This window comes from Micromonospora sp. NPDC053740, from assembly GCF_040677775.1.
In the GTDB taxonomy this organism is placed as follows: domain Bacteria; phylum Actinomycetota; class Actinomycetes; order Mycobacteriales; family Micromonosporaceae; genus Micromonospora; species Micromonospora alfalfae.
The window spans coordinates 141,887-154,457 of sequence record NZ_JBFASO010000014.1 but is presented as its reverse complement, the minus strand read 5'-3'; the positions used below and the strand labels follow the sequence as shown (position 1 = coordinate 154,457).

The window sequence follows — 12,571 nt, the reverse complement described above, 5'->3', positions numbered from 1 at the left end:
TTCACGAGCGGCGGATCAGCCGAGCCACGCGGCTGGGCCGGTGTCCTGTTCGGGGCCCAGGAGCCGGCGCTCCACCCCGGTGATCCGCAGCACCCGCTGGGTGATTCCCCCGGCGCCCCGGATCGAGAAGCGGGAGCCGACCTGGTCCGCCCGGTCCCGCGCCAGCAGGAGGACGCGCACACCCGCGGCGCTGAAGAAGCCGACACCGGTCAGGTCGCAGCAGACTTCGGGATGGCTGTCGATCGCGTTCATCAGGGCCGTGGCCAGGCGTGGCGCGGTGTCCATGTCGACGTACCCCACCGGGGCGACGACCATCCGGTCGGCCGAGATGGTTGCGGACAGGTTCGTGGGCTCGGTGTAGCGAGTCACCCGGAACGGCGGCCCGGAGGAGTCGTCGTCGAAACGCCCGTCGCGCTGGCTGCCGGCGAGCGCCGCTGGCCTGACCTGCCCAAGGTCGACTGCCGTCGGAAATCTTTCGAAGTGGCTCTGGAAGAACCAGGAACGCTCAGGCATAGGAGCACACGCCTCCTGTGGAAATGCGAACAGGATTGGCGCATGGCTTGACCAACCCCGACGATAATCGGCTGCGCAGCCGGCCGCCAGTCGGCGCGTCCGCTTATGGCCGAGGTCAGCCGGCGCTGCGCTGGCGGGCCACCCTTCCCCGGCGAACGGCAGCCCGCTGCCGAACGCCTACGGCAGGTTGCCCAACCCACCGCGATCACGTTTGAGACCCGGCGGTTGGGTGGCCCTTTCCACAAGGGCGGCGGCGACCACCCGCAGTTTGCGGTTGGAGTCCTGGGAAACCTTCGCGAGGACGGCGAACGCCTCGTCGGGGGTGCAGCGGCGTTCGCCCATGATGATGCCCTTGGCCTGCTCGATGACGGCCCGGCTCTGCATTGCCAACTGCATCTGGGCGGCCAGGGTGGCGGTGGCGTCGTAGAGGTGGGCGTTGGCGAGGGCGACGGCGGCGTACCCCGCGAATGTCTGGGCGAGGGTGACAGCGTCGTCGTCGAAGGCACCCGCTTCGGCCCCGTAGATGTTCAGCGCACCGAGCACTGACTCCTGGATCGGGAACCCGATCGACAGTGAGCTGTGTGCGCCGCCCTGCACTGCTTCGGCCGCCCACTGCGGCCAGCGGGCCTCTTCGGACATGTCGGGGACGGACACGACAGCGGCGTCTCTGGCCGCCTGAAGACACGGACCCTCGCCATGCTCGTACTGCAGTTCGTCGAGTCGCAGCGCCATCTCACCGCTGAACGCGGCGGTGTGCGCACCCTCCCGCTTGATCAACGTCACCGACACCTCCTCGGCACCGGGGATCGTGCGCCGCGCCAGTTCGGAGACCTGGGTCAACACCCCAGACAGATCGGTCTCGCCAAGCTTGATCTGGCCAAGTTCGGAGATCGCCACATTGGGATCAATGGGCTGCTGTGCCATGACTTCAAGGTCCTCGTGCCCGGGGCGCGTACCGGTTGCAGGACGGCGACGGCAGCGCGCGTGGTGATGGCGCTCCGCGAGCACGGGGCGCCGCACGGACTCGCCAACGGAGCCCGGGCGCCCGCTGCTGGACGCTGACTGACCGACGCCCAAGCGTCGGCTGCGGCGACAACTATACGACGCCGAGGGCAACGTCCCCGAAGGGTTCCCCGCCCCGACAGGGCGGGACGTCGTGGATCCGCCGAACCCGGCTCAGACGGGCCCCAGCAGGGCGACCAGCGCGTCGTCGCCCTGGCCGAGCTGCGCAGCGCCGGTCGCTGGCGCGACCAGGAACCGGCGGCAGCCGTCGAGTTCCACGTACCGGTCGGGGCCCACGCCTTCGAGCGGACGCAGCACCGCGAAGCGGGTCGCCGGGGTGGCGCAGTCGACCACCGCCCGGCGGTTGTTCAGCGCCCGGAGCACGCCGGCCTGACGCTCGGTTGGCAGCGGACCGCCGTACACGAAATCGCCGGCCGGTTTCTCGCCTTCCTGAACCGACGCGGGCACCTGGTAGACGCAGAGGCGCAGCGGCCCGGCGGCCGGCGGCAGCACCGGCCCGGGCGGCCCGGGGCTACCGTTGCGGGTCTGCACCCACACCATGTCCGTCCACTGCTGCGCGCATCCGGCGGCCTCGGCCGCCGCGGATTCGATCTGCCCGATGGCACGGGTGTCCACAGTGGTCCACTGCGGCCCGGCCAACGCGGCGATCACCTCGGCGCGAGGCTTGCCGCAGGAGTCGGTGGGGATGTGGGGCCGCAGCCAGCGCCCCCGGTCGTCCAGCACTGCCAACCACGGCGGGATGACCATTTCGAGGGTGCAGGCGGCCTCCCCGCCGGTCTGCTCGCTGGGCAGACGCAGCGCGGTGAGCAGCGGTGCGATCTGCTCGGCGCGGCGCTCGGTGGCGATCTGCTCCTGGCCGCCGTTGGGGCCAGGCCGAATCTCGCGCCCGCAGATCACTGCCGCGACCGGGGTGAACGCCGGGTCGATGCGACCGACGGTCGGCTCTTTGACGGCCGGCGGCGACGTCTCAGTGGTCGGCGCCATGATGATCTCGCCGGCCCGGGGTGCGGCCTTGGCACAGGAGGTCCACCCGTCGACGATCTGTGCCGCGCCGGGCTCCCTGGGATCGCCCGGCCCGACCACCGTGCCACCGCAGCCACCCAGCGCCATGCCGAGCAGTGCCACCGCCAGTACCGTCCGGGACGAGCGCATCCGGCTCACCACCCTTCCACCCGAGGATGAGACGGACGACAGACGCGTCCGGTTCCGGCCGGGACCATGCCTGGATGGTGGCGGCTGAGGGTGCGTTTTCTGGAGGAACCGCGGCACGAGGCGTACGGTTCGGTAGCGGTGTTCGTCGATATCTACGGCAACCGCCGGGGCCTCCCTCAGCCCCGCAGCACAGAGTGACACATTGGCGACACTCCGCACACAAAGGATCACCCCGTCACAGTCCGCCATGCTATTGTCCGATGTCGATCTACGCCGTGTGGACCCGGACCGGGTCGTTGTCGGAAGGACACTTCCCGATGCCGGCCGTTGCCACCCCGACCGTGCCGCCGCCCACGCTGGACAATCCGGCCGGCGGGGCCCTGGGCCTCATCTTCACCACGTTGCCAGCGCTGCTGCGGCTGAGCTGCGGGCTGTTCGGCGCGGCGGTGGCCGTGTCGGTGCAGACCCCGCCGGTGCGGCAGGCGGTGCTGCTGCCCGCTGTGGCAGTGCTGACCGGCTGGTCCCTCTGGTACGCACACCGCGCGTTGCGCCACGGCATCGGCCCCGCCCTCGTCGGCGGCGACGTGGCGGTCACCGCGCTGACCTGCCTGCTCATCCCGGTGTTGGTGGCGCCCGAGGTGCTGCCCGGCGAGGGCAGTTGGATCGCCGTGCTGGCCAGCACCACGGTGATCAACACACAGGCCACGACCTCGGCACGCTGGTCGATCCCGGCCGGGCTACTCGTGATAGCCACCTACGTGACCGGGGCGCAGGCCGCCGGCAACCCCACCGAGGCTCGGGCGCACGCGGCCACGCTACTGGCGCAGACCGCCTGCACGGCGATGATGGCGGCGGTCATGCGCCGACGCATCGGCCGGGCGGACCGCGCCTTCGTCGAACACCAGCGGCTGACCCGGGAGGCGTTGGTCGCGCGCGCCGCCCGCGAGGCCGAACGCCAGCAGAACCGCGACCTGCACGACACAGTGCTCGGGACGCTGACCATGGTGGGGCTGGGCGCGGTGGCTGGGCCTTCTGCCGTCTTCCGGGACCGTTGCGCGGCCGACCTGCGTACCCTCGTCACGCTCAGCGACGTCGGCCCGGTGGCCGGTGACGGCCCGGTGCCGCTCGACGGGCGGTTGCGGTTGGTGGTCGGCCGACTACCCGAGATTGAGGTACGGCTGGACCTGGCCTCCTGCGCCGTCCCGGTTGGCGTGGCGGACGCGATCAGCGAGAGCGCCTACGCGGCGCTGTCCAACGTGGTCCGCCACGCGCCCGGTGCCGGGGTCACGCTGCGGCTGGCCCGCGACGCCATCGGCGTCGTGGTCGAGGTCGCCGACGACGGTCCCGGCTTCGACCTGGCCACCGTCCCCCCGCACCGGTACGGGTTGCGCGAGTCGATCCGTGGCCGGATGGCCACTGTCGGTGGCCGGGCCGACGTGCACTCGGCCGTCGGTTCGGGCACCCGGATTCGGCTGGAGTGGCCCGGTGTCGGCTGACCTGAACGCCCCGGCGCACCCCACCGACGCGCCGGAGACACCGAATCGCACCAGCGTTCCGACGCCCCGGGAGCCGGACTCTCCCGCGGCGCTCGCCGCTCCGGCCGCCGTGGCGCACGCGTCCGACCGGGGTGCCCGGATCGCCGCCGTCGCCATCGCGTTGGCCTGGCACGTCGCGATCGCGCTGCCGGCGGTGCTGTCCGCCCGTGCGGAGTTCGCCGCGCCAGCGGTGGTGCTCGGCGCCTGGATACTGGTCGCCGTGACCGGCGCGGTGGCCGGCGTACGGCTGCTGCGAGGCTCGCCGCTGCCGCCATGGCCGCTGGCCGGGCTGCTGCTGGTCGTCGACGCGGCCGTCTTCGCCGCGGCCGGTGAGCGGCAGTTGTTCACCGCCGCCAACTGGGTGTGGGGCACGCTCGGCTGGTTCTTCGTGCTGGCGGTGTGGGGTCGGCGCGTCGTGGGGCTGATCGCGCTCCTCAGCACCCACGCGTTGATCGCCCTGGTCGCCGTGCTCGGGCACGGCCCCGACCCCGCCGACGTGGCCCGCTACGTGATGTACGTCTACGGCACGTTCTCCCTGCCGGTGGCGGTCTTCGTGGGCAGCACCGTCATCGTCGGCCTGGCTCGGGAACGGGCCGCCGTCTCGGCCGCCGGTCACGCGATTGCGGCGGAGCGGGATGCCGCCGAACGGGGCCTTCGGGAACGCCGGGACCGGCTCGCCCTGGTCAGCTCGGCGGCCGGTCGGGTCCTCGGGGACCTGGCCGCCGGCCAGGCCGACCCGGACGACCCGGAGGTGCAGCGCCTGTGCATGCTGGCCGCCGCCCGGCTGCGCCGGCTGATCGCCGAGTCCGACGATGTGCCCGACCCGCTGTTGCACGAGTTGCGAGCCGCCGCCGACGTGGCGGAACGCAACGGCCTTCCGATCGACCTGGTCACCATCGGCACCCCGCCGCCGCTGCCGGTGGAGGTCCGCCGCCGGCTGGCCGACCCGCTCACCAGCACCCTCGCCGACGCCCGGGGATGGGCGCGCCTGACAGTGGTCTCCGGCCCGGACGAGGTGGTGGTCAGCCTTGTCACACCGGACCGGGAGGGGCCGGAGTCGACCGGCCCGCCTCCCGGGGAGCACGACGACGGGCCGGTGCAGTACCTCTACGAACGGGACGGGAACATCAGATGGGCGCAGACCCGGTGGCGGCGGTGACCGGCGATCGACCGGTCGGGGTGGCGATCGTCGACGACCATCCGGTGGTGGTCGAGGGGGTCCGCGCCTGGCTCGCCACCGAGCCTCGCCTGACGGTGCTCGCCACCGGCGACGACCCGGACGCGGTGCTGCGGGCGGCGCCGGGCGCCGACGTCATCCTGCTCGATCTGCGACTGCACGGGCGGATGGCATTGGACAAGTTGGCCGAGCTGAGCGCCGCCGGGCGGCGGGTGGTGGTCTATTCGGAGCACACCGACCCGCAGACGATGCTCGCCGCGCTGGACGCCGGGGCGGTGGCGTTCCTCGCCAAGCACGAGGGCCGGGAACACTGCGTGGAAACGGTGCTGGCCGCCGCGAGCGACCGCCCGTACGTGCCGCCGGCGCTGGCCGGTGCGATGGTCGGCGACCCACGGCCGGACCGGCCGATGTTGTCCGACAAGGAGCGTGAGGCGCTGCTGCTCTGGTTCCAGTCGATGTCCAAGGCGTCGGTGGCCCGGCGGATGCAGATCAGCGAGCACACGGTGAAGCAGTACGTCGACCGGGCGCGGATCAAGTACACCCGGGCGGGGCGACCAGCCGCCACAAAGGCGGCACTACTCGCCCGTGCGATCGAGGACGGTCTCGTCCGCCCGGAGGAGATCGGCATCTACCGGTCACAGGCGACACACGACCGGCCGACCCCCTAACAGGCGTCATGACAGGGGCGCTCCGGTCCGGAAGGCTTCAGTACACAGCCAGCTGACCGGAAGGTCGTGACGATGCACGCCGACGCGTCCCCCTTCTTCATCGGTCCCCACCGGTTCGACGCCCCCGACGACGACGTGGGCCCGACCCTGGACCGCCGCTACAACCTGCGCCCGACGCCCGGCGAGCGGTTGCTCGGACGACACCGGCTGCTGGTCGCGGGCTACCTGCTCGGGCCGAGCGAGGTGCGACGCCGTTGGCAGTTGCCCGAGCCGGTCGCGGTGACCGTCACCGACCAGCGGATCTGCTGGGTGGGCAGTGGCTCACAGCTGTCGCTGGTCGCCGACGGCACGCACCGGGCCCGGCCGCTGGCTCGACTGAACGGCCTGATGAGCGGTCAGATCCGCTGGCAGTGGCCGTCCCGGTTGGAGCTGCCGACGAGCGCGCCGGACGCCCCGGCGCAGTTGCTGATCGTCTGCGACGCGCTGCGCACCATTCAGCAGCCGGCGTTGGCCCTCAGCGGAACGACCGCCGAGGTCGTGGCGCTGGCCCGGCAGGTTCGCCGGGCGGTTGCCATGTTCCGGCTCAACCGTCCACAACTTGTCGACCTCTCGGCCCAGGAGCGCGACGTGCTGCTGCTGCGGGCCGGCCCCGGCCTGCTCGCCGGCGACACCCGGATCACGCTGCCCGGCTCGTTGCCGGTGGAGTTCCACTCCCGGGACGACTACTACCGATCAAGACCGGATCCGACCTCGTGGGGCGGGCTCGCAGGCGGCGCAGCATCCGGGCATCGGTGAAACCGACAGTCCGGGCGGCCGCTTCCACTGTGGTGCCATGCCCGATCAGGTGCTCGGCCCGCTCCACCCGGAGCAGCTGCTGGTAGCCGAGCGGGGTCAGGCCGGTGCTCGCCCGGAAGAGCCGGGTCAGGGTTCGTTCGGCCACACCGCCGGCGGCGGCCAGTTCGGCCAGCGGCAGGGGCTCGGCGTACCGGCTGTCGATCAGATCCTGCACCCGGTGCACCGAGTCGGACAGGTGTGAGCGGTGCCGCATCAACGCGCTGGCCTGCGGCTCGTGCCCGTTGCGGCGGGCGTAGACGACAAGCGTGCGGGCGATCTTCGCGGCGGTCGCCGGGCCGTGCCGGGTCGCCACCAGGTGCAACGCCACGTCGATGCCACTGGCGATGCCCGCCGAGGTGACCACCCGGTCGTCCACCACGTACAGCACATCGCGGACGACCTGGGCCGCCGGATGCCGGCGGGCCAGGTCGTCCTGCACCTCGTGGTGGGTGGTGCAGCGTCGGCCGTCGAGCAGCCCGGCCCGCCCTAGCGCGTACGCACCGGCGCAGACGCTGGCCACGGTGCCACCGGCCGCGTGGTGCTCGGCGAGCCGTCGCAGGTCGCCGGACGACACCGGTCCCTGCGGCCCGTGCGCCGCCGGCCGCCAACCGGGCACGATCACCAGGTCGTCCGGGGCCAGCTCCGGCCACCGGGTGTCGGCGACCAGCGCTACGCCCTGCACTGTGGGCACCTGCTCGCGCTCCGCGACGTAGTGCAGCTGATAGTCGTACCCGAGGTCGGCGGCGCTGGAGAAGACCTGGGCCGGCCCGGCGAGGTCCAGCAGGTGCAACTGTGGGACCAGCAGGAAGACGACCCGGGTCACGGCGTCAGCCCCGGCTGCCGGTGAGGGTCGCGCCGGTGACCTCGTCCACTGTGCGGATGGTCGCGAAGCGGCCAGCCAGCGCGTACTCGGTGCGGGTCACGATCTGCTCGTTCGTCAGGGTGCGCGGGTCGGCGAGGATCTCCTCGACGGTGGCGGTCTCCGGCAGGTCCCGGTGTGGGATGGGGAAGGTCAGCGTGGCGTCGGTGACGACTGTCATCCGGTAGCCGAGGTCCGCGCCGACCCGGGTGGTGGTCTCCACGCACTGCTCGGTGCGGATGCCACAGACGGTGAGGTCGGTGATGCCCGCCTGGGTGAGCAGTTGCTGGAGGTTCGTCGTGGTGAAGGCGTTGTGCGCGGTCTTGACCAGCGTCGGCTCACCGTCGGTGGGGACCAGACCGTCGATCAGCCTGACGTACCCGAGGGCGGGGTCGAACAACCCGCCAGTGCCGGGCTCGGAGTGCAGGACCCAGACCACAAGGTCGCCGCGGCCCCGGGCGGCGGTCACCAGGCGGTCGACCTGGCGGATCATGTCGGGGTTGGAGCCGTAGGCCCAGATCGGGCGCTGACGGAAGGACTCCTGCACGTCGATCACGACGAGTGCTGCTCTGCTCATGACGTCGATCCTGGTCGGACGGCGTTCGCGCCGGCAGACACCATCCTGACCGGATGCGGAACGATCCGGCCAACCAGGGCGTGTGCCGAAGCCCTTGGGCGGCCTGCGGCCGGGCCGAGGACTTCGACACACGCCTTCACCGTCAGGCGCTGGGCGCGCGCTGTTCGGCGGCGGCGTCCAGAGCGGCGGCCTCCTCCGGTGTGGGCGCGCTGCCGCCCAGGTGCGCGGGCTGCCACCAGGTGTCGTCCGGGCCGGCGGGGGTGTCCGGATAATCCCGTTGCGCCCGCTCGACGAGGGCGCTGAGGCGGGTGGTCAGCTCGGCCGCCAGCACGTTCGGGTCCGGGAAGTCCGCCGGGTTGATCGGCTCGCCGATCAGGATGGTGATCGGCGTGTGCCGACGGGTCAGAGTGCGCGGGCGGCCCTTGGTCCAGAGGCGCTGGGTGCCCCACAACGCGACAGGCAGCACCGGCACCTTCGCCGAGCGTGCCATCCGCACCGTGCCGCTCTTGAGCTCCTTGACTGTGAACGACCGGCTGATCGTCGCCTCGGGGAAGACGCCGACGACCTCGCCCCGCTTGAGCGCGCCCACGGCAGCCCGGAACGAGGCCGCGCCGGCCTGCCGGTCCACCGGAATGTGCCGCATCCCGCGCATCAGCGGGCCGGAGATCTTGTGCGTGAAGACCGAATCCTTGGCCATGAAGCGGACCAGCCGGCCCGACGCGTTCGCGCCCAGACCGGCGAAGATGAAGTCGAGGTAGCTGACGTGGTTGCTGGCCAGCACCGCCCCGCCCGTGCGGGGTACGTGGTGGGCGCCCTCAATGGTGATCTTCAGGTCGAGGACCCGGAACAGCGTCTTGGCGGCGGCGATAACGGGCGGGTACACGAGCTCCGGCATTCGCAGAATCTACCCTGACCGGCTGGGGATCGGCTGGGTGGAGAACCGGCGGCGACGCGGGTGGCGCGCCACCGCCGGCTCGGCGGCCCAATCGGTCAGTCGCCGAGATTGTCCAGGTCCAGTCGACCCCGGGCGAACGCGTCCACCCGGCCCCAACGACCGGGGATGTCCAGCACCTCGATGCGACCCATCCCCACCGGCAGCCGTGGCTCGACCGCCAGGTGACCCTCGTGCGGCTCCAGACCGAGCATGGTGCGAAGCAGCAACAGCGGCGTACCGGTCGACCATGCCTGCGGGCTGCACGCCGTCGGATACTCCACCGGGAACTTGGTCAGCTCTCGCGGATAGCCGCCGAACGCCTCCGGCAACCGGCCGTCGAAGTACGTGGCCGCGTCCAGGATGCCGTTGGCGATGGTCGCGGCCTCCTCGGCGAAGCCGTAGCGGCGCAGGCCCCAGGCGATGAACGAGTTGTCGAACGGCCAGATCGTGCCGTTGTGATAGCCGATGGGGTTGTAGCGGGCCTCCCCCTCGGCGAGGGTGCGCACCCCCCAGCCGGAGAAGAGCCGCGGTCCGACCAGGTGCGCGGCGAGCTTCTCCGCCCGCTCAGGTTCGACGATGCCACTCCACAGCAGGTGGCCGATGTTGGAGCTGAGGATGTCGCACTGCCGGCCGTCCGGGTCCAGGGCCAGGGCGAAGTACTCGCCGTCGTCCACCCACCAGTCCCGGTTGAACCGCTCCTTCAGCTCTGCCGCCTCCCGCTCCAACTGGTCGGCGAACTCGGGGTCACCCCAGAACTCCCGCGCCAGTCGGGCCGCGCGGATCTTCGCGTCGTACGCGTACCCCTGCACCTCGCAGGTGGCCCGTGGGAACGGTGGCAGCGTGCCGTCGGAGTAGGAGATCGAGTCCCAGGAGTCCTTCCAGCACTGGTTCTCCAAGCCGGTGTCGGTGTTGCGTCGCTCGTACCAGATGTAGCCGGTGCCGACCAGGTCGGCGTAGTTGTCGATCCACCTCAGCGCCGCCCGGGACTCCTGCTCCAACTCCTTGACCAGCGCCACGTCCCCGCTCCACCGCTCATACTCGTCGAGCAGCACGATGAACAGCGGCGTCGCGTCGACCGAGCCGTAGTACGGCGAGTGTGGCTGCTCCTCGAAGGCCGCGGTCTCGCCGTAGCGCATCTCGTGCAGGATGCGCCCAGGGTCCTCGTCCCGGAAGTCGTCGAACCGGCTGCCCTGCAGGGACGCCAGGATGCGCAGCGTCGTCTTCGACAACTGCGGGGTGAACGGCAGTGTCTGCAGGCAGGTGAGGATGCTGTCCCGGCCGAACATGGTCATGAACCAGGGCAGACCGGCGGCGGGCAGGGTGGCGCCGCCCAGCGACAGCGGCGAGAAGCGCAGCGCCGCCAGGTCGATCAGACTGCGCCGGTACGTGCTGGCCACCCGTCCGTGCTCGCTGTTGACCTTCGGTGCGTCGGCGATCCACTTCTCCAGGTCGTGCTGGAGGGCGAGCCGCTCGGTGCCGTGCATGCGCAGCCCAAACCGCAGATCCCGGCCGCCGGGCCCGACCGCGTGGGTCTGGACGTCGATCGAGGCGTCCCACTGCTCGTTGGGCTCCAGGTGCACCGTGTACGCGAAGCCCTTGCTGTCGTACCGGGCCGACATCGACGACGAGATGACCGTCTCCCGCCGGAAGTTCCCCCGCCGGTACCCCAGCCGCAGCCGGTCCGACTCCACCTCGGTGTAGATCTCGCCCTTCTTGTTCAGGATCTCGTCCTTGACCTGGAACAGGTCGGCGAAGTCCGACGCCGCGTCCATCCGCACTTCCAGGTCTACCGGCTTCTCGTCGTGGTTGAGGATGGTCAACTGCTCACAGAAGCTGCCACCCACTGTGCGCTCCCGGATGATCGACAGCTTCGCGTCCACGTAGTGCGTGGCCATCCCCGGGACCAGGAAGAATCGCGACTCGAAGTACTGCAGGTCGTCGTAGGAGAGCGAGTTGAGTCGCTCGCCGTTGACGGTCAGCACCCAGGTCGACAGGAACCGGGTGTCGATGGAGAAGAGTCCGGTGGGTTCGCTCGGCGTCGCCTCGATGTCACCGGTGTCCTCACAGACGACGAACGTGTTGCCGTCCAGGATCCGGATCGTGTTGCTCTGCCCCATCAGTGCACCTCCCCGGCGAATCGTCGACGCGGCCCGCGGGCGTCCGGGGAACCCGGAAAGATCCGCTCCACCTGTACGACGAGACGAGCGTCACCGGCCACCGTCATGTCCCCCCGCAACAGCGCGGCCAGGCCGTGCTCGCGCCCCGAGGCGATGTCGTCGAAGAGGACCGGGCTCGCCCCGATCACCGTGTCGGCCTCCTGGTCCTCCTGACTGACGTTCAGCCGGCCGTGGTCGATCCGCAGCAGCCAGTGCCGGGTCTGCGCCCCCTCGTGCAGGTCGATCCGCAGCGTCCCGGAGGTCTTGGCCAGCAGGGGTTCGTACCCCCGCCGGTCCAGGTCCTCGAAGAACCTCGTGGTCGCGTCCACCATCGGGTCCACTCCTCCCAGTTGCCGGGCCGGGGATCCCACCCACCGCGCTCGCGTCGCACGGACGGCCGGCGTTGCACGTCCCCGCACGGGTCCCCGCCGCTCCCCCGCTCAACCTCGCCCAGTTCGGGTGACCCGTCACCCCTCCCAGCCCTCCGCCCGCCCTTTGCGCCGCCCCGCCCCGCTCCGCCCTGCCCTGCCCTGCGCCGGTGATCAAGAGCTTTGCGTCATCACTGTCGGCGTGTCCTGACGCGAATCTCTTGATCACCGAGGGGGTGGGGACGCCACAGCGCCGGCCCTCCCGGAAGGGAGAGCCGGCGCGTGCCGCGGCGGACGGGTCAGTTGTTCGGGTCGTCGGCGCTGATGTCGGCCAGGACCGACTGCGGTTCGCGCTCGACCGCGAGGTCACCCATCGACACCAGGCCGATCAGGCGCCCGTCGTCGATCACCGGAAGTCGGCGTACGGCGTACGTCCGCATCAGGTCCGCGGCGGCCACGGCATCGTCGTACTGACTCACCGTGATCACGTCGCGAGTGGTGATCTGGCTCAACCGGGTCGAACCCGGGTCCATGTTCTCCGCGACACCGCGGACCGTGATGTCCCGGTCCGTGACGATGCCGACCACACTGTCGCCGTCGGTCACCACCACATCGCCGATCGCGCTGTCACGCATCTCCTGCGCGGCTGCGATGAGCGTGTCGTTGCCGTCCATCGTCACCAACCGGGTCGTCATGAACTCTCCGACCGTTGTCATGGTGCTCCCCTCTCGGTGTCGGCACGGCCCGTCTACCCGCCGCCCGGGAGCGGGTAACG

13 protein-coding genes are annotated in these 12,571 nt (G+C 71.2%); 4 read left to right on the top strand and 9 right to left on the bottom strand.

The window, feature by feature from the left end; all coding sequences use genetic code 11:
- Window positions 1–15: 15 nt before the first annotated feature.
- From AB0K35_RS30880 to AB0K35_RS30870, 3 genes are all read right to left on the bottom strand, one after another.
- Window positions 16–513, bottom strand: a complete 498-nt coding sequence (locus AB0K35_RS30880) for an STAS domain-containing protein (protein WP_238670427.1) — start codon at window positions 511–513, stop codon at window positions 16–18.
- Window positions 514–690: 177 nt separating this feature from the next.
- Window positions 691–1,437, bottom strand: coding sequence for a GAF and ANTAR domain-containing protein (locus AB0K35_RS30875; protein WP_238670428.1), 747 nt, complete (start codon window positions 1,435–1,437; stop codon window positions 691–693).
- A gap of 252 nt (window positions 1,438–1,689) precedes the next feature.
- Window positions 1,690–2,688, bottom strand: coding sequence for a hypothetical protein (locus tag AB0K35_RS30870; protein WP_363889869.1), 999 nt, complete (start codon window positions 2,686–2,688; stop codon window positions 1,690–1,692).
- Window positions 2,689–3,005: 317 nt separating this feature from the next.
- On the opposite strand from AB0K35_RS30870, the gene AB0K35_RS30865 reads away from it, so the two are divergent.
- From AB0K35_RS30865 to AB0K35_RS30850, 4 genes are all read left to right on the top strand, one after another.
- Window positions 3,006–4,184: an ATP-binding protein gene (locus AB0K35_RS30865; RefSeq protein WP_308193538.1), complete on the top strand. Its 1,179-nt coding sequence runs from the start codon at window positions 3,006–3,008 to the stop codon at window positions 4,182–4,184.
- Window positions 4,174–5,382 (top strand): hypothetical protein, encoded by a 1,209-nt coding sequence (locus AB0K35_RS30860; RefSeq protein WP_363889867.1) that lies wholly within the window; start codon window positions 4,174–4,176, stop codon window positions 5,380–5,382. Before AB0K35_RS30865 ends, AB0K35_RS30860 begins: the two co-directional genes overlap by 11 nt.
- Window positions 5,355–6,068 (top strand): response regulator transcription factor, encoded by a 714-nt coding sequence (locus tag AB0K35_RS30855; RefSeq protein WP_357281976.1) that lies wholly within the window; start codon window positions 5,355–5,357, stop codon window positions 6,066–6,068. Before AB0K35_RS30860 ends, AB0K35_RS30855 begins: the two co-directional genes overlap by 28 nt.
- A gap of 72 nt (window positions 6,069–6,140) precedes the next feature.
- Window positions 6,141–6,863 (top strand): hypothetical protein, encoded by a 723-nt coding sequence (locus AB0K35_RS30850; RefSeq protein ID WP_238670433.1) that lies wholly within the window; start codon window positions 6,141–6,143, stop codon window positions 6,861–6,863.
- Here AB0K35_RS30850 and AB0K35_RS30845 read toward each other — a convergent pair.
- The 6 genes from AB0K35_RS30845 to AB0K35_RS30820 form a co-directional block, all read right to left on the bottom strand.
- A complete protein-coding gene (locus AB0K35_RS30845; protein WP_363889862.1) occupies window positions 6,745–7,725 on the bottom strand; it encodes a DJ-1/PfpI family protein in 981 nt (326 codons plus the stop codon). The two genes, AB0K35_RS30850 and AB0K35_RS30845, sit on opposite strands and share 119 nt — an antisense overlap.
- A 4-nt stretch (window positions 7,726–7,729) precedes the next feature.
- Window positions 7,730–8,338 (bottom strand): isochorismatase family protein, encoded by a 609-nt coding sequence (locus tag AB0K35_RS30840; protein ID WP_238670435.1) that lies wholly within the window; start codon window positions 8,336–8,338, stop codon window positions 7,730–7,732.
- A 142-nt stretch (window positions 8,339–8,480) separates the two neighbouring features.
- A complete protein-coding gene (locus AB0K35_RS30835; protein WP_238670436.1) occupies window positions 8,481–9,233 on the bottom strand; it encodes a lysophospholipid acyltransferase family protein in 753 nt (250 codons plus the stop codon).
- 95 nt (window positions 9,234–9,328) lie between these two features.
- Window positions 9,329–11,389, bottom strand: a complete 2,061-nt coding sequence (locus AB0K35_RS30830) for a glycogen debranching N-terminal domain-containing protein (RefSeq protein ID WP_238670437.1) — start codon at window positions 11,387–11,389, stop codon at window positions 9,329–9,331.
- Window positions 11,389–11,760, bottom strand: a complete 372-nt coding sequence (locus AB0K35_RS30825) for an SCP2 sterol-binding domain-containing protein (RefSeq protein ID WP_238670438.1) — start codon at window positions 11,758–11,760, stop codon at window positions 11,389–11,391. The genes AB0K35_RS30830 and AB0K35_RS30825 overlap by 1 nt, the downstream gene beginning before the upstream one ends.
- Window positions 11,761–12,095: 335 nt before the next feature.
- Window positions 12,096–12,512, bottom strand: coding sequence for a CBS domain-containing protein (locus tag AB0K35_RS30820; RefSeq protein ID WP_091405600.1), 417 nt, complete (start codon window positions 12,510–12,512; stop codon window positions 12,096–12,098).
- Window positions 12,513–12,571: the final 59 nt, after the last annotated feature.

What these genes read in the sequence shown, in the direction of transcription:
- AB0K35_RS30880 (WP_238670427.1), bottom strand. Translation starts at nt 513, where the DNA reads ATGCCTGAGCGTTCCTGGTTCTTCCAGAGCCACTTCGAAAGATTTCCG.
- AB0K35_RS30875 (WP_238670428.1), bottom strand. Translation starts at nt 1,437, where the DNA reads ATGGCACAGCAGCCCATTGATCCCAATGTGGCGATCTCCGAACTTGGC.
- AB0K35_RS30870 (WP_363889869.1), bottom strand. Translation starts at nt 2,688, where the DNA reads ATGCGCTCGTCCCGGACGGTACTGGCGGTGGCACTGCTCGGCATGGCG.
- AB0K35_RS30865 (WP_308193538.1), top strand. Translation starts at nt 3,006, where the DNA reads ATGCCGGCCGTTGCCACCCCGACCGTGCCGCCGCCCACGCTGGACAAT.
- AB0K35_RS30855 (WP_357281976.1), top strand. Translation starts at nt 5,355, where the DNA reads ATGGGCGCAGACCCGGTGGCGGCGGTGACCGGCGATCGACCGGTCGGG.
- AB0K35_RS30850 (WP_238670433.1), top strand. Translation starts at nt 6,141, where the DNA reads ATGCACGCCGACGCGTCCCCCTTCTTCATCGGTCCCCACCGGTTCGAC.
- AB0K35_RS30840 (WP_238670435.1), bottom strand. Translation starts at nt 8,338, where the DNA reads ATGAGCAGAGCAGCACTCGTCGTGATCGACGTGCAGGAGTCCTTCCGT.
- AB0K35_RS30835 (WP_238670436.1), bottom strand. Translation starts at nt 9,233, where the DNA reads ATGCCGGAGCTCGTGTACCCGCCCGTTATCGCCGCCGCCAAGACGCTG.
- AB0K35_RS30830 (WP_238670437.1), bottom strand. Translation starts at nt 11,389, where the DNA reads ATGGGGCAGAGCAACACGATCCGGATCCTGGACGGCAACACGTTCGTC.
- AB0K35_RS30825 (WP_238670438.1), bottom strand. Translation starts at nt 11,760, where the DNA reads ATGGTGGACGCGACCACGAGGTTCTTCGAGGACCTGGACCGGCGGGGG.
- AB0K35_RS30820 (WP_091405600.1), bottom strand. Translation starts at nt 12,512, where the DNA reads ATGACAACGGTCGGAGAGTTCATGACGACCCGGTTGGTGACGATGGAC.